Below are 15,348 nucleotides of genomic sequence, written 5' to 3'. Positions count from 1 at the left end.
CTACTCTTCCAACCGCACCTGGACCCGATCGCCGAGCACCCGGACGGCATGCACCCGTAACTGGACCTCGGGGGCCGTCAGGCATTCGCCCGTCTCCAACAAGTACTGAAAGCCGTGATAAGGGCACGTGATGATGCCATCGCGGACCTCTCCCATCTCCAAAGGCATCCCGAGGTGGGCGCAGCTATTGTCGAAGCAGCTCACGTGGTCGCCGCGTTTGCTGAGCAACACGGAGCGCCCTTTGATCTTGCACTCGGTCACGCCGCCTTCCGGGATGTCGTCGAGCCGGGCAGCATCCACCCAGCCGGAGCCCGCGTGCAGCGCGAAGGGGCTGATAAAGTGCACCGTGGCCACGCCTTTGTTTTGGGTATCCGCAGCACCCTTGCTTGCCTGTTGGATATGGAGAATCTCCGGGCAGTGGACGCGGATCGCCCTTTCGACGCCTTCGGTCAGCGTCTGGCTTGAAGCGGGACAGCCCTGGCACGACCCGATCAGACGGATTTCCACCGTGTCGGGGGGCTTGACTGCCACCAGCTCCACGTCGCCGCCGTGGGACTGCAAGAACGGGCGCACTTCGTCCAGCGCTCTCTGAACCCGCGTCTCCAGGGGCTCCTTGACGAGTCCGTGGAAACGCAGCACCCCATAGACCACTTGGTCGCTGACGGCCTCCCGCATGCGAGCAAGCGCCGCCGGCTCACCCTTCAGCGCGCGAATCAGGCGTTTCAGGGCTTCCTTATGCAGGTCCTCGATCGCCGATTTGAGCGCCTGCACGGTCAGCCGCTGCCCCTCGTCCCAGTCGGCGATGATCGCTTCGAGACGGGTGATCGCCTGAACCAGCCGTTCCAAATCGGCCGCGGAATCGCCGCCGCTCTGGAGGCCTGCCTGATCAGTCGAGGGGCCGTTCATAGAGGAGGAAACTCAGTTGTACTTGAGATCCTTGAACAGATAGGGCTGCAGCAAGCCGGTTCCCAGGGCGGCGATCACCACCGTCCACCCGATCGGCAATCCCGCTTTTGCCAGGACGATGACAGCGATCAGGGATGCCAAAAAACCGATAAGCCACTTCCTGAACACTGCGCGCGGGTCCCGGAACAGCTTGCCCTTGAAAAACAGCTTGAGCGAATTAAGAAACATATCCCACATGGTTCCCCCTCAGCCTCAGACCAGCGCGAGGATGATCAAAGCCAGCAGAATTCCGGGCACCGCGCCGGTCGGGCCGAACATGGCTCCCATCAGGGCCGCCAGCTCATTGCCCAGATCTTTTCCAGCGAGCCTCATACCCGCCACCGCCCCGCCGCCCATCGCCAGCAGGAAAGCCAAAAAAGTCCAAATCGCGATCGTGAGAACGCCGAGCTGTCCGGTTGCCAATTGATTCAAGATTCCCTCCATTCAGTGTTTTCCTCACGACAAAGACACCATCAAAGCCGACTCGCCCGCCCATCGCCATTGCCGCGACGGGCCGACTGATCGGCAAGCTCCTGCTCGATCTCCGCCAGTGCCTCTTCCACGACGGCTGCGCTTCCAACCTGATTCAGGCTTAAAAAAATGCGCCGCGCCTCCTCATAGAGTTCCCGCGCCCGGAGAAGATTGGCACGACGCCCGGAACCAGGGTTTTCAAGCTCATCTGGAAGATTTCTGAGCACGTTGGCTTTGTTTGATATGGTGTTGGCATATTCCAGAGGCGTGTCGCGGGCGTTGCGGACCTTGAGCGCCTCATCGTAGGCGGCAAGCGCGCGCAAGTTGTTTTCCAGCGGATGGCCGGAGGCGGCATATTGCAGCGCGTTGCCGAGGTTGTTCTGAACCATTGCGTATTCGGTCGGATGATCGACCAGGTTGATGACCTTGAGGACCTCTTCGAACGACTGAACGGCCAGCGCCTCGCGCATTTTGCCGCGCTCGTCGGACAGCGGAATCGACAAATAGGCAATCGCCAAGTTATTGTGGAGAATGGCGTATTCCTGGGGGTACGCGTCGCGGGTGAAGACTTTCAAGGCTGCGTGATAGCACCGGATCGCCTCTTGGATGCGGGCCGCGCCGGCGCTGGAGAGCGACTGCAGCACCAGCCCCAGGTTCATTTCCGCTTCCGCAACCTCTTCCGGCCGCCCCTTCTCCTTGAGGACGGGGATCGCCTCTTCATAGCACGCCCGGGCCCGATGGAGCGCGTCGACACCGCCATCGGGCAATGCCTGTAAGGCCGTGCCCATGCGGGCGCGCAGCCGGGCCCTGAGCAAGACCGCCTCAGCGGGACAGAGATCGAGCGCGCGCTCGTAGAGCGCGACGGCGTGCTGCAACTGATCCGGGGTTTTCGGCCGCATCTGCATGCCCATGGCAATTTCCATGAGCATTTCGGCCTTCTCCTCCGGCGTCCCCGCCGCCGACTCCGCCGCCTGAATGGCGGCCTTGAATTGGGACGCCGCCAGGGTCTGCGCCATGGGCTCCTCCTAAGGTCGTGCGATCAACTTATTTTTTAGTCGTACTTTAGAAGGAAACCGAAAAACTGTCAATAGATTTTTCAACTTGTAAATTAAATTTACACTCCCTGAGATTTCGCCAAGTTGGACAGGACCAGGGCGGCCGCCTCGGGGCTCCACTGGGCAAGGACGACATGCTGTTGAAAATCTTCAGCAAAACCGTTTTCCCGGAAAAACTCCTGAGCGTGAACCACCCGGTCTCCCCGGGCATTGCGCGTCTTGACCAGCAATCCCCCGGCAGACCCGTGCACCAAGGGGATGACCAGGATCTTGTCTTCCCGGGCGACGAGCGCGACCGTCTGAGCGCCGGCAAAGTAAAGGTCGTACATCTCCCGCGGCAAATAGAGGCTGCCCCGACAGATGGAAACGGCCCTCTGCGGCCGATCAGCTTCAACAAGGCCGGCGGGATCAGGCTTCCGCGTATTCATCGATCATCTGCTCAAGGTCAGCGATCACCTTCTGCGCCGACAGGCGCACCGGCTCGCTCAGTTCCAGGCCAAAATCGAGGCGAGCCGCCTCGATCAGGTACACGGTCACATCGGTCGGGAAGTCTTCGCGAAAGAGCCGCTTTCCTGCGGCCAGCGCATGGTCCCAGCGGAAATCGTGCAAGGTGTATCCAGGCTCGTGATCGGAAGCCAGCTCGCTTCCTGGCACCTGGAAGATGGCGCCGGCCTCGGATCCGGTCCTGGCTGCATCGACGATGACGAGTTTGCGCGTGCCCCGGGCCTGGAACATCACCTCCATTCCGCCGGTCCCGGCGTCGAACACGCGCACATGGTCACGTGGCCGCTCGACCAGATAGGCCTGCAACGACCGGGCGACGAACACACCCACGCCGTCGTCGCTGCGAACCGGATTGCCACAACCGATGATCGTGAGCATGCTTTACCCCCTCTTCACCGAAACAGCGGGGGACCCGCTCCACCGTCCAAGGCGATCAAGCGTTTCTCTGGGCGGTCGCAGGGCGCGGCATCAGGCCCGGTGGAAAGCCCACGACGCCCTGGCGGCAGCCGCACCCCGGGAGCCTGGGCGCCCGGTGCCGTCTTTAGATGCGCCACAGCCGGCACGACCACTTCGGCTTCACCGGGATTTGCAGTTCCGGCAGCTCGCAGAACTGCCGATGAATGACGAAATACATACAGGTCTCGCAGGCTTGTTCAATCTCTCCGCCAGCACCATAAGGCTGGCTGGTAAAACCGGCGACCTTGAGCTTGGAGACATAATCGTCAGGCCGGATCGCCTGAAGCCGCGCCACGATACGGTTGACCTCCTCGCTGGTATAAGCGCGCTCCCGCCATTCCGTCTCGAGCCCTTGTTGAAGGAGATGCTCCAGCTCGCGCCGCAAGGCTTCCTCAACCATCGTTTCCCTCCTAAACCTCATCGTCCCCAGAGATTCGGGGCCGGCGCTGCGATCAGATCCGCCATAAGCGGCACCACCAATCCGGCTCCACCGGCAGATTAAGCTCCGGCAGATCGCACCATTTCCGATGGACCAGGTAGTACATGCACTCCTGGCAGCGCATCTTGTCCTCGCCGTAAGGATGATCTACAAATCCTGCCAGCACCAGCTTGCCTTTCAGGTCATCTGCGGGAAGCTCACGCAGCGCTGCCAGCAACTCCCCGAACTGCCGGTCATTTTCGGGAAAAGGCTCTGTTTGGGTCTCCAGCCCATCAGCCAGCATCCGCGCGATCTTGGCACGCAGTTGGTCTTCCTCGTCGCGTCGCATCTACCGCATTCCCTTCTGTTCGGCGCCGGCCATGACAACCCCCTAGATCCTTCTTCTGTCGCAGGACCCCGATGCTGTCGAGCCAAGACGCTGTCCATCAATCCTTGCCGCACCCTGCCGAGGATTTCATCACCGAATGCCCGAACTCGCCTCGTCGGCGCTCCCCCTCTCCCCAAGCCCTCGTCTGGAGAGGGGGACGACTGCATACGCTCAGAGGCAAAGTCCCCTGCTCCCTGGAAAAGGGGCGAGAGGAGAGGGCTGATCAGCGCTTCCTCTTGTCGCAAAGTGATGTAAGGCCCTCTCGGAAGCATGAGCACGACGGCTAAAACTTCATCCCCACCCCGGCCCCGATGATCCACGGGTCGATTTTCAAGTCGGTGAGTGGCGCCCCTGCCGAATTGACATCGGTCTTGATGAAAACCTTCTTTAAGTCGAGGTTGAAAGAAAAGCGCTCATTCAACGCGACATCGAACCCCACCTGCAACGCCGCTCCCCAGCTCTCCTTATCCAGGGACAGCGGCGAAGCAAGGTTCACGTCGTGAAAGCGAGTATAGTTGATACCGGCCCCCACATAAGGGCTGAACGGCTGTCCGGGCGTAAAGTGGTACTGCAGCAGGAGCGTGGGCGGCAGCACCTTGACCGAGCCCAGGGGAGCGCCGTTCAGGCTTACGTTGAATTTCCTATCGGTTGCGACCAGCTCCAGCGCCAGATGGTTGGTCAAAAAGTAGCTGACATCCACTTCTGGAGCGACTTCCGAGCTCACATCCAGACCAGGCAGGGATGAGTCCACATCCGGGTTGATGGAGAGCAGCCGGACACGACCCAACCAATCCCCAGCCCCCGCATCGGCGGAAGTCGTCGAAGCCGCCAGCAAAGCAGCCACAATGCTCAAGCTCCATCGCTTGTTCATGAGATTCTCCTCCTGAGTTGGTCTGATTTCTTGCGCCAACACCCTCCCGCCCGCCGCAGGCGGGAGGGCGAAAGCGAAGGATTGATTTGGCTACGGCAACCCGGCTCAGGCCGTACGGAAACGGGCGAGCTCCTTGCCCGTCTTGGCATCGTGGGCGTGCACGGTGCACACGAGGCAGGAGTCGAAAGACCGGGCCACATGTCCCACTTCGACGGGGTCAGTGGGATCGGCAATCGGTGCGCCGATCAACGCCTCCTCGATCGGCCCCCGGTTGCCTTGAGCGTCCCGCGGGCCCACGTTCCAGGTCGTCGGAGCGATGATCTGGTAGTTCTTGATTTTGCCGTCCTTGATTTCAATCCAGTGGCATAGCGCGCCCCGAATCGCCTCGGTCGCCCCCCAACCACGCCCATCCTTCTCTTTGGGCTTGATGTACCAGGGTTCGTTCAAGCGGAATTCCCGCAGGCAGCGCTCGGCCTGGCGATAGAGCTTGACCGTCTCGTGCATGCGGGCGATCTGCCTCAGATGGAGACTCGGCCCACCCATCTTCTTGAACATGTCCAGGATGAGCCCATCGTAATGTTGCCAAGATTCGCCGTGCTTGCCGCCCGCGATCAACTGACGGGCGAACGGTCCAGCCTCCAGGCGACCGAATTCGGAATGCAGTACCGCGGTATCCCAGGTGTATTTGCCAGAGAAGTCGGTGTTGTTCTTCTGGATCGGGCGAGTGACCCGGTCGAACGGATGGACATCGGTCGAGCCCTCTTCGTACCAGGCGTGAACGGTATTTTCACGAACCTTATCCTGGGTCATCAGCACGTGCCGGTCGGTCTTGCTGTCGTAGACACCGCTCTTCATGATGACCGCCGCATTGCGACCTTCGATCGTCGGCTTCTGGTACTTGTCCTCGTGCGGCAGATAACCCCAGGAGACGTACTTGCCCACGCCGCCGCCGTACTTGTCCAGCCCGATATCAAGTCCCATGCGCCAGTAGAATCCCAGGTCCGAATTGGCGTGCGCCGGGCTCTCGTCCAGCCATGCCAGGAAGTCCTCGTAGGTCTTGATCTCTTCGTAACGCTCCAACGAACAGCCGAGCCAGACCGGCTCGAGCCAGTTATTCTTGAAATACTCGAGGATCGACCAGGCGCGGGTGATATCGGCCAAGGTCGGGGCGCACATGACGCCGCCCGGCACCATGTAACTCGAGTGGGGCCACTGCCCGCCGAGCAGCGCATAGATCTCCACGGGCTTACCCGAAATGGTGACCCCGATCTCGTAGGATCGGCCCGTGAAGGGCGCAAAGCGTTTGACGGCCTCTTCGTAGAACTTGCTGTTGCGGTACTTCTTGTTGGTCAGGTCGATCGCATACAGACCGTAAAAGTAGCGGGGGTTGCTCTGCAAGCTCTCGACGATCTGCCCCAAGTTGCGCGCCAGAATGGCGTTGCGCGGAACCTCGGTCTGCCAGGCCGTGTCCAGGGCCCAGGCGGCGCAGGTCAAGTGCGAGGCGCCGCAGATGCCGCAGGCCCGCGGCGTCACCACCAGTCCGGCTTGCGGGTCCTTGTCACGCAGAATGATCTCGAATCCGCGAAACAATTCCGCCTGGGTCCAGGCATTGACGACTACCCCGTTGTCGATGTCCACCCGAACGTCCAAATCGCCCTCAACGCGCCCGACCGGCGAGATGTCCAGCGTTTGTACTGCCATGATTGCGCCTCCTCAGATGTCTGGAACTTGTTAAACCACAAAAATGTCCTGTTCAGCCCACGCGGGCGCGGCGTTTTTCGCCGCGCCGGTCAGCGCGATGTAGCCCTTCTTGTCGACACCGGCGGGCAGATCCTTGGGAATGCCCATGACGGTCTGGGTTTTGAACACGGTGCCCGGCGCCAGGTCGAAGAACGGGAACTCCGGTTCGGTGCACCCCAAGCACGGCATTCCAGCGCGGGTCTTGGAGGACTGTCGGTTCCACAGGATCCGGTTGCAGGGGGAGTGCGTCATCGGCCCGCGGCAGCCGAGATCGTAGAACAGGCATCCCTTCCGCTGCCCGAACTCGGTCGCGGAAACCTTGTAGGCAAAGTGCATGTTGCGGGTGCAGCCGGTCTGGGTGAAGCTCTGGAAAAAGGTCTTGGGTCGCTGCAGGTCGTCCAAAGAAATGTCCTTGGCGCGGCCCGTGGCGACCGCGACCAGGATCTGGGTGACCCAATCGGGGTGGGCCGGACAGCCTGGAATATTGATCACAGGCAGCCCCGACTTCGCCCGGAAGTCCTTGCCCAGGAATCCGCCATGCTGACGCTTCAGAAACTGCAGTCCCTGGGACTCGCTGGGGTTCGGTGCCGTCGCCGGGATGCCCCCCCACGTGGCACAGTCGCCGATCGCGACGACAAACTGGGCGGCATCGGCAAGCTCCCGCACCCACTGCTTCATCGGCCGTCCGGCAAAGCGGTTCCATTCGCCGGTGCCGTTGGGGGCGTTCACGACGGTGCCCTCGAAGACGAAAATGTCGAGAGGAATCGCGCCGGACACGCAATCGCGCAGGATCTTCTGGAGATTGTCTCCCAACTCCAGACCCAGCGACGGATGCCAAAGGATATTGATCCCGAAGTCCGTGACCAGGTCACAGGCGCTGGGCTCCTCGGCGTTCAGAAACGACATCGTATTGCCGGAACACGCGCCTCCTTGCAGCCAGAGCAGGTTGGCCATCTTGAAGCTCCTCCTTCGGTTGATGGTTGGGTGAGTTGGGCGTGCGCGCCAGCGGCGCTGCTGAATCGCACGCTTCACTTCGTGCCACAGCAACGCCCGTGCCAACTTGACCGAAGTACGGACGACTGGCTTTTTATCAACGAATTAGGAACAGCGACGCGAACCGCCGCGGGCGGTGTTCGAAGGATAAGACTGCAAACCCTCTTTACAGCGGCTATGCAGTCGCAAGCGCAATTTACGACGTGGGGACAGGGTTTTTGGGGTGCCTACCCCTTGCGATTGCCGCAAACCGGACACTCGGCCTCCAAGGTGTAGCCAAACCAGATCCCCTGGCATCGGCTGCACCAGTGGCCATTGGTTTGCTCCACCGTCAGGCCCAGCTGGCGCGCAAGCGGTGTGACGCCGAGATCTTTAAAGCCGCCGGGCGTCGCGGGCGGGTTGGTGCGGGAGTAGGGAAAAGGATAAGTCTTTGCCGGAGCGCTTCGGTCAGGCGGGTCGTCTCGGTCTTCGGACATGGACAGCCTCCTATTGGGCACCCGATTTATCCAACTTGTATCGCTTGATCTTGTTGGCCAAGCCGACGCGGGAAATACCCAACTCCCGCGCCGCCCGGCTGTAGTTCCATTTATGCTTGAGCAGCGACTGAGAGACCAGATGCATCTCCAGCGCCTCGACTTTTTCCTTCAGCGTTCCTTTTTCCAACAAGAAAGCAGCCCGTCCATTGTCGGGCTTGGCCGGGAGCAGCTTGGCAAGCTCCGGCGACATGTGCTTGACGGACAGGATCTCCCCGTCTTCAGCCACGGCGACCATGCGCCGCATTTCGTTCTCGAGCTCCCGCACGTTGCCCGGAAAAGGATAGAGCTTCAGGCGCTGCAGCACCTCGTTCGATATTCCCGCGATGTTCCGATTGATCGACTTGGCGTACTTCTTCGCCGCGTGTTCCGCCAGCACCGGAATATCTTCCACCCGTTCGCGCAAAGGCGGAATGTTCAGCTCGAAGCCCCGCAGGCGATAATAGAGGTCCTGACGGAACTTCTTCTGTTCAACCAGCTCTTTCAACGGCCGGTTTGACGCGGCAATGATGCGGACGTTGCAGTGCCGGGTCTGATCCGACCCCAGGGGCTTGACCTCACCTTCCTGAAGGAACCTCAACAAGCTCACCTGAAAAGACGGCGACACTTCGGAGATCTCGTCAAGGAACACGGTGCCGCCATCGGCTGCGGGGAAAAGCCCCAGGCGGTCGCTGATGGCGCCGGTAAAGGCGCCTCGTTTGTGCCCAAACAATTCCGAGTGCAGCAATTCGTCGGGCAGAGCGCCGCAGTTTTGTGCCAGAAAAGGAAAGGCCTTTCGAGCGCTGAAGAAATGCACCGCTCGAGCCATCAGCTCCTTTCCCGTCCCGGTCTCGCCCTGGATTAAGACCGGCAGGTCAGTGGCAGCTGCCTGGCGCGCCAAGTTGCAAACTTCCACCATCTTGTCGCTGGCGAACACCAGTTTGTCGAATTCGTAGGTGTCCTGGAGCAGTTTGACCATGTGGTCGTTCTGCCGCCGCAGCACGTCGTCGCTGAACTTGAGCTCCCTGCTCAGGTAGCGGTGACGCCGGGCCAGCTCGCGGCTTTCAAGCGCCCGCTTGATGAGGAGCAGAAGATGGTCAGGCTGCCATGGCTTGGATACAAACTGGTATATCGCCGCCTCGTTGATGGAACCGATGATATCGTCGGGGTCCGTGTATCCGGTAATCAGGACGCGAATGACCTCCGGATGGGACACCCGTGCCTCCCGAAAGAATTCGACCCCGGTCATGTCGGGCATACGCTGGTCGCACAACACCAGGTCGACTTCCTCCCGGTTCAAGATTTCCAGCGCCTCCCGCGCAGAGGCTGCTGTGAGCACTCGGTAGTCCTCTTCCAGGCAGCGCGTCAATGATGCCCGGACCTGGGCCTCGTCATCGACGACCAGAACCGTCCAAAAGCCGTCGGACTGCATAATACCTTTTTATCAAATCGTATACTAAGTTAACACTTTAGCAGGGTTTCCAGGAAGATCAAAGGGTCGAAATCGGGCCCCGGGCAATCCTGTATATTCAGGGCCTGGTTCGCAGGGCGCCCCCGAAACCCGTCAGGGGCGCTCACCCGTCACCCAAGGAGCCCCGTCATGTCCCGATGCTCATCGACGATGGCAGCCGCCGTGCTGCTGTACGCTGCCGGCGTCGCCAGCGCCGACGTTTTGGTCATCGCCCCCGCCGAGCCGGTCGTCGCCGGCACCACCATGACCCTGGAGCTGTACTTCAAGAATGAATCCAACACACCCCGGACCGTCACCGTACCGAAGGTGATCTCCGCCCGGCTCTCGGCCGGCAGTTCCTCCTCGCCGATGGAACTCAAGGCCCGGGAAGCGCGTGACGTTCCTGCTGTACAGCTTGCGCCCCAGTCCTTCGTTCGCGTCGCCTACACAGGAACGCTGCCCCCCTCCCTGGACGGCATGGTCACCCTCGCTTTGGACGGCCTGACCGCAAACCGCATTCTGCTGGCGGTGCGGCCCGCGCCGGAGCCGGCCCCGGTGACGAAGGGCGTCACCGGGGAAATCAGGCAGGCAGAGCCCTCGCCGCCCCAGCCCGCCCCCTTCGCCCTGATCTCTCCTTACGAACCGCTGTATTTCATCTATGGCACGCGGGATGGCGAGAACGCCAAGTTCCAGCTTTCTTTCAAGTACCGCTTTGTGAGGCCCGACAGAGACCTGGCGCGCCTGCTGCCCGGGATCGAAGACATTTACCTCGGCTATGCCCAGACCTCCCTTTGGGACCTGGAGCGGGAGTCGAAGCCTTTCCGGGACACGAGCTACAAGCCGCGGCTTTTCTACTTCAAGGAAGGCCTGTGGCGCAGCGTCGGGGACCGCCTGCGCCTGGGGCTCGAGGCCGGCTACGGTCACGAGTCCAACGGGCGCGACGGCGATCAGTCCCGCTCCATCGACATCCTCTACGCGAGACCCGTCTTCACGTTCGAGAACCGCCAGGACTATCACCTGGTGGCAGCGCCCGGGGTATGGGCATACCTGGACAAGGAGGAAAACCCGGACATCGATGAGTTCCGCGGCTACGGAGACCTGTACCTCGCCCTGCAGAAGACCGACTCGTGGCAGCTTGCCACCACCCTGCGGCTCGGCTCCGACGGCGACAAGGGCAGCGTGCAGGTGGATCTGTCCTATCCCCTCACCCGGATCGGGTTCGGCAACATCGACGGCTACCTGCTGGCCCAGTACTTCAACGGCTACGGGGAGTCCCTCCTGGACTACAACCGCAAGCTGCGCTCCCAGTTCCGGTTCGGGGTCATGCTACTGCGTTAAAGCGAGCGGACCGGCTCACACCCCCAGGGACTGCAGTAGTCTGCGGGCACTGCGGAGCGCCCGCCACCCGACCCAGGCCCGCGAGGCGAGGCGCAGGGCTCTGCGGGGCTTCAGGATCACCGCTAGGAGCACGGCGATGGCGACCCAATGGGGATGGGTGCGAAGGTAGTGAACGGTCTCGACGGCCCGATCGGCGAGCCGGAGAGCGGGCGAGAAGCGCTCCAGCGTGCCGACCAGCAATTCCCGCTCCTGCTGGGCTTGGGCCAGGAGGCGAGCGCGCCTCGCGGCTAGATCGTGCGGTGGCGCGTTCATGTACGCCGGCTCAGGCGCTCCCGATCCTTGGCGAGCTCCTCCAGCGTGGTACCGAAAACCGATGGCCGGCGCCGCCACCAAGCCCGCAGCCCCAGTCCTACCGCGGCCGCGGCCCCAAGGGAGAGTCCCGTGAGCACGCCCAGGACGGCGAGCCGCTGGCTTTCCCAGAAGGCGACGACAATGAGCATGGCGGCCAGTACCACGCCGAGGAACAGGGAAAACAAGAAAACGGTGCCCCAGAAAATCAGTCGCACCAGGGCGTCGCGCTCCTCCTCCAGATCGGTGGACAGGATGCGCAGCCGGGTCTCCACCGCGGCGACTGCGGTCGTCCCCAGCGCCTTGAGTGATTCCAGCAGCCGCGGCTGGGCAGGCTGCCTGCCGGAATCCCCGTTCATGCGGGCAGGGTCAGCGGCGCCCGATCAGCAGCCCGACGATCAAGCCCACGCCGGCGGCGATGCCCACCGCCTTCCAGGGATGCTCGTGGACGAACTCGTCCGTCGCCTTGGCGGCGATCCGGGTGCGCTCGGCGGCGAGACCTTCCAGCTCCGCCAACCTGACCTTGGCTTTTTCTAGGCTGGCCTGCACCCGCTCGCGGGCGGCGCTGACCCGCTCGCCCGCCTGGCTGGCGGTCAGCTTCAGCAGCTCCTCAGCGTCGGCCAGCACGACCTTCAAGTCGGCCATCAGCTTGTCCCTTTGGGAAGTCGTGGAGGTCGTGTCATTCATAATGAAAATTCCTTTTAAGTGAGCTTGTGGAAAATGCAATAGAGTTAACCTACCGTCTTTTCCTGCGCAAGGCAATGGCGGGCACGGAGCTCGCTCGCGCGAGAGTGGCTCGGATATACTGCAATTTTATCCCCGGTGCGACTGCCCGGCGAGCCTCCGGCCCATAATTTGGAACCGTCGGCCATCGTCTCCCCTCTCCGGATGGAAGTGGGAGAAAGGAAGAGGTGCCGAACACCGCCAAGCTTGATTTCGGAATGCTCGGGGGGTCGGATGGGCGCCCTGTCCGCACCGGCGACCGGGTGTTCTTGGAAAGGAGTCTCTATGGGCGTATTGGGGATTGCGTTGCTTGTGCTGCTGGGGGTGATCGCGCTCTACGCCGTGGTGACCTATAACAACCTGGTCACCCTCAAACACAACGTGGCCAAAGCCTGGGCCAACATCGAAGTCTTGCTGAAGCAGCGCAACGACGAGTTGCCCAAGCTGGTGGAGACCTGCAAACAGTACATGCGGTTCGAGCAGGAGACTCTACAGCGGGTGATGGAGGCCCGCGCCCAGTCCCAGATGGCCCACGCGGCCGGCAACATGGCCGCCCTCGGCCAGGCGGAAGGGGCGCTGCGGGCGGAGCTCGGGCGCCTGTTCGCCGTCGCCGAGGCCTATCCCGATCTCAAGACCAACGAGACCTTTCAGCACCTGCAGGGCCGCATCACCCAGTTGGAGAACAGCATCGCCGACCGCCGCGAGCTCTACAACGAGAGCGTGAACATCAACAACGTCCGCATCGAGCAGTTTCCGGACGCCATCATCGCGGGGCTGTTCAACTTCAAGCCGTTCCAGCTTCTCGAGTTCTCGGACGGGGAAAGGAGCGACGTGGACATGAAGAAGCTGTTCGCCTAGGGAGGTTCCCGGGCGGCCCCTTCTCGAGCGCTGCCCGCCATGATGCGCGAGCTGCGGCGCCGCTACGGGGATTACCTCGCTTCGGGCGCCTACTTGGCCATCGTCCTCTTCGGGCTGGAGAGTCCCGCGCCCCAATCCCGGCTCATGGCCGCGGGCCTCATCGCCGTCCTGGCGCTGTGGGCCTGGCTCGCCGCGTTCCATCGCTACCGGTTCATCGCCGACACCCCCACGTCCCGGATCGCCTCGGCGGCGCAAGGGTACGTGGAGCTCCTGGGGCGCGCCCGCTCCCATCCGGGCAACCGGATCCTGAGCAAGCTGACCCTGCTCCCGTGCGTGTGGTTTCGTTACGAGATCCACCGCCGGCAGGCGGACGGCAAATGGGAGCGGCTCGACCATGGGGAGAGCCCGGACACCTTCCTGCTGGACGACGGAAGCGGCGAATGCGTCGTGGACCCGGAAGAGGCCGAGATCGTCACCCCGCGCAAGCAGGAATGGCGGCGGGGGGAATACCGCTATCGGGAATGGTTGATCCTGGAGCAGGATCCCCTCTATGCCCTGGGCTATTTCGTCACCCTGGATCCCCTCGGCGGGCCGCCCGCGGCGCGGGAGGAAGTGGGCGCGCTGCTCGCCGAATGGAAGCGGGACCGGGCGGCGTTGCTCGCGCGCTTCGACGCCAACCGGGACGGGGAGATCGACCTGGTGGAATGGGAAGCCGCCCGCAAGGCCGCGAAGGCGGAAGTGGCCGAGCGGCACAAGGCCCTCCAGTCCGCGGCGGGCTCGATCCACGTCTTGCGCAAGCCTCCGGATGGGCGGCTCTATCTGCTCTCCAATCTGCCTCCCGAGGGCCTTGCCGGGCGCTTCCGCCGCTGGGCTTGGTTCCACCTGGCGGTGCTGCTGGCTGCCGCTCCGGCGGCGATCCTGTTCTGGCTCGGGCTCCTCTAGCCCGGGGCGTCCAAATATTTTGAAATACAGGCTCAAAACCGCTCATGCCGCCATGAGGATATTTTCGGCGTGTCGCGGTCTAACCCGCCGGTGAGAACCGATCCCGGTCCGACGGCACGGATTCGCTGCACCGAATCCACTGTATTGTGATGGAGAAAGCGCTCGATGGCCTTGGCTAACACGGCCGACCGCTATGGACCGGTGGCCCAGGCGCTGCACTGGGCCACCTTCCTGCTGCTCGTCGGCTCTTTCTCCCTGGGATTGTGGATGGTGGAGCTACCCCTGTCGCCCCTCAAGCTCAGGCTGATTTCGTATCACAAATGGATCGGGGTGACCGTCTTCCTGCTGGTTCTGATGCGGCTCGCCTGGCGGCTCTACAGCCCCCCTCCTCCCCTGCCCGCCTCGGTTCCCCTCTGGCAGCGGCGGGCGGCGAAAGCGGTCCACGGGCTGATCTACGTGCTGCTCATCGCCATCCCGCTGATCGGCTGGCTGGGCAGCTCCGCCAAAGGCATCCCCACGGTCTACCTGGGGTTGGTCCGGCTGCCCGACCTGTTGGCCAAGGACCCAGAGCTGGCCGAGCGGCTGTTTCTGGTCCACTGGGTCCTCAACAAGGCCCTGCTCGTGGCGGTGGGCGTGCACGTGGCGGCGGCGCTCAAGCACCATCTGGTGGACCGGGACGAGGTGCTCGTGCGCATGCTGCCGGCGAGCCTGATACGAAAACGCGCTTGAAATGAGGATTCCTCCCATGATTCGATCGGGCATCGTCATAGCTGGGCTGCTGGCGGCCACCGCCCTGGCCCAGGCGTTCCAGGAGGTAGATTACGCCAAGAGCTGGGTGCGTTTCGCGGGCAAGCAGATGGGGGTGCCGGCGGAAGGCGAGTTTCGACGCTTCACCGCCCGGGTGCGCTTCGACCCCGCCCGGCTCGATCAGGCGCGGGCGGAGGTGGAGATCGACGTGGCAAGCGCTGCCGTGGGCGACCCGGAGGGGGACGCGGAGCTCAAGCGCAAGGCCTGGTTCGACGTAGGGCAATATCCGACGGCCAGGTTCGTCTCCACGGCTTTCCGCAAGGTGGGAGAAAATCGCTACGAGGCCACCGGCCAGCTCACCCTCAAGGGCCGCACCCGGGACGTGGTGGTGAGCTTCACCGCCAAGCCCGCGTCCCCGGGCCTGGAACTCACCGGGACCCTGCCCATCAAACGGCTCGATTTCGGCGTCGGTGAAGGCATCTGGGCCGATACCGATACCGTGGCAAACGAAGTGGAGATTCGTTTCCGCCTCATGTTGGGACCGCCGCGATAGCGTGGCTTCTAAAGATTTCCTTTCGCGCTCTTCGCG

At 62.6% G+C, this 15,348-nt stretch carries 21 protein-coding genes; 5 read left to right on the top strand and 16 right to left on the bottom strand.

The genetic code is table 11. The annotated features are described in order from the left end of the window. The 13 genes from ACTFO6_RS11680 to ACTFO6_RS11620 form a co-directional block, all read right to left on the bottom strand. Window positions 1-846 carry a NifU family protein gene (locus tag ACTFO6_RS11680; protein WP_439934629.1) on the bottom strand — a complete coding sequence of 282 codons (846 nt, stop codon included), beginning with the start codon at window positions 844-846 and terminating at the stop codon, window positions 1-3. 72 nt (window positions 847-918) lie between these two features. Further along, a complete protein-coding gene (locus ACTFO6_RS11675; protein ID WP_333841066.1) occupies window positions 919-1,134 on the bottom strand; it encodes a hypothetical protein in 216 nt (71 codons plus the stop codon). A gap of 24 nt (window positions 1,135-1,158) precedes the next feature. Beyond that, window positions 1,159-1,389, bottom strand: coding sequence for a hypothetical protein (locus ACTFO6_RS11670; RefSeq protein ID WP_147799280.1), 231 nt, complete (start codon window positions 1,387-1,389; stop codon window positions 1,159-1,161). Between the two features lie 29 nt (window positions 1,390-1,418). Then, window positions 1,419-2,432, bottom strand: coding sequence for a hypothetical protein (locus ACTFO6_RS11665; protein ID WP_147799279.1), 1,014 nt, complete (start codon window positions 2,430-2,432; stop codon window positions 1,419-1,421). A 98-nt stretch (window positions 2,433-2,530) separates the two neighbouring features. Continuing rightward, window positions 2,531-2,800 (bottom strand): hypothetical protein, encoded by a 270-nt coding sequence (locus ACTFO6_RS11660; protein WP_439934628.1) that lies wholly within the window; start codon window positions 2,798-2,800, stop codon window positions 2,531-2,533. Between the two features lie 79 nt (window positions 2,801-2,879). Then, window positions 2,880-3,353, bottom strand: coding sequence for a hydrogenase maturation protease (locus ACTFO6_RS11655; protein ID WP_439934627.1), 474 nt, complete (start codon window positions 3,351-3,353; stop codon window positions 2,880-2,882). Between the two features lie 163 nt (window positions 3,354-3,516). Next, entirely contained in the window at window positions 3,517-3,831 is a 315-nt protein-coding gene (locus ACTFO6_RS11650) for a hypothetical protein (RefSeq protein WP_439934626.1), read from the bottom strand. A gap of 52 nt (window positions 3,832-3,883) precedes the next feature. After that, a complete protein-coding gene (locus tag ACTFO6_RS11645; protein WP_333841062.1) occupies window positions 3,884-4,198 on the bottom strand; it encodes a hypothetical protein in 315 nt (104 codons plus the stop codon). A gap of 322 nt (window positions 4,199-4,520) precedes the next feature. Further along, window positions 4,521-5,108 carry an OmpW/AlkL family protein gene (locus tag ACTFO6_RS11640; RefSeq protein ID WP_147799275.1) on the bottom strand — a complete coding sequence of 196 codons (588 nt, stop codon included), beginning with the start codon at window positions 5,106-5,108 and terminating at the stop codon, window positions 4,521-4,523. A 105-nt stretch (window positions 5,109-5,213) separates the two neighbouring features. Beyond that, on the bottom strand, window positions 5,214-6,809 hold the full coding sequence (locus tag ACTFO6_RS11635) for a nickel-dependent hydrogenase large subunit (RefSeq protein ID WP_439934625.1): 1,596 nt from the start codon (window positions 6,807-6,809) through the stop codon (window positions 5,214-5,216). A gap of 30 nt (window positions 6,810-6,839) precedes the next feature. After that, window positions 6,840-7,802, bottom strand: coding sequence for a hydrogenase (locus ACTFO6_RS11630; protein ID WP_147799273.1), 963 nt, complete (start codon window positions 7,800-7,802; stop codon window positions 6,840-6,842). Between the two features lie 266 nt (window positions 7,803-8,068). Further along, window positions 8,069-8,317 (bottom strand): hypothetical protein, encoded by a 249-nt coding sequence (locus tag ACTFO6_RS11625; protein WP_147799272.1) that lies wholly within the window; start codon window positions 8,315-8,317, stop codon window positions 8,069-8,071. Between the two features lie 10 nt (window positions 8,318-8,327). Then, a complete protein-coding gene (locus ACTFO6_RS11620) occupies window positions 8,328-9,785 on the bottom strand; it encodes a sigma-54-dependent transcriptional regulator (protein ID WP_439934624.1) in 1,458 nt (485 codons plus the stop codon). 168 nt (window positions 9,786-9,953) lie between these two features. Here ACTFO6_RS11620 and ACTFO6_RS11615 point away from each other — a divergent pair, with 168 nt between their 5' ends. Then, window positions 9,954-11,141, top strand: coding sequence for a phospholipase A (locus ACTFO6_RS11615; protein ID WP_439934623.1), 1,188 nt, complete (start codon window positions 9,954-9,956; stop codon window positions 11,139-11,141). Between the two features lie 15 nt (window positions 11,142-11,156). Here ACTFO6_RS11615 and ACTFO6_RS11610 read toward each other — a convergent pair whose 3' ends face one another. Genes ACTFO6_RS11610 through ACTFO6_RS11600 form a run of 3 tightly spaced genes read right to left on the bottom strand, consistent with a single transcriptional unit; the run spans window position 11,157 to window position 12,176 of the window. Further along, window positions 11,157-11,453 carry a YqjK family protein gene (locus tag ACTFO6_RS11610; protein WP_439934622.1) on the bottom strand — a complete coding sequence of 99 codons (297 nt, stop codon included), beginning with the start codon at window positions 11,451-11,453 and terminating at the stop codon, window positions 11,157-11,159. Then, a complete protein-coding gene (locus ACTFO6_RS11605; RefSeq protein WP_333844462.1) occupies window positions 11,450-11,848 on the bottom strand; it encodes a phage holin family protein in 399 nt (132 codons plus the stop codon). The genes ACTFO6_RS11610 and ACTFO6_RS11605 overlap by 4 nt, the downstream gene beginning before the upstream one ends. A 10-nt stretch (window positions 11,849-11,858) precedes the next feature. Then, a complete protein-coding gene (locus ACTFO6_RS11600; protein WP_333844464.1) occupies window positions 11,859-12,176 on the bottom strand; it encodes a DUF883 family protein in 318 nt (105 codons plus the stop codon). Window positions 12,177-12,497: 321 nt separating this feature from the next. Between ACTFO6_RS11600 and ACTFO6_RS11595 the strand changes: the two genes are divergently transcribed. The 4 genes from ACTFO6_RS11595 (at window position 12,498) to ACTFO6_RS11580 (ending at window position 15,312) form a co-directional block, all read left to right on the top strand. Continuing rightward, window positions 12,498-13,070 carry a LemA family protein gene (locus ACTFO6_RS11595; protein WP_439934621.1) on the top strand — a complete coding sequence of 191 codons (573 nt, stop codon included), beginning with the start codon at window positions 12,498-12,500 and terminating at the stop codon, window positions 13,068-13,070. A gap of 39 nt (window positions 13,071-13,109) precedes the next feature. After that, complete coding sequence (locus ACTFO6_RS11590; protein WP_439934620.1) at window positions 13,110-14,012, top strand: hypothetical protein; 903 nt, start codon at window positions 13,110-13,112, stop codon at window positions 14,010-14,012. A 165-nt stretch (window positions 14,013-14,177) separates the two neighbouring features. After that, entirely contained in the window at window positions 14,178-14,741 is a 564-nt protein-coding gene (locus ACTFO6_RS11585) for a cytochrome b (RefSeq protein ID WP_439934619.1), read from the top strand. Between the two features lie 16 nt (window positions 14,742-14,757). Further along, on the top strand, window positions 14,758-15,312 hold the full coding sequence (locus ACTFO6_RS11580; protein WP_439934618.1) for a YceI family protein: 555 nt from the start codon (window positions 14,758-14,760) through the stop codon (window positions 15,310-15,312). Window positions 15,313-15,348: the final 36 nt, after the last annotated feature.

This window comes from Pelomicrobium sp. G1 (assembly GCF_051905455.1).
Lineage (GTDB): Bacteria > Pseudomonadota > Gammaproteobacteria > Burkholderiales > UBA6910 > Pelomicrobium.
The sequence above is the reverse complement of the archived record's forward strand: the minus strand, read 5'-3'. Positions and strand labels throughout refer to the sequence as shown.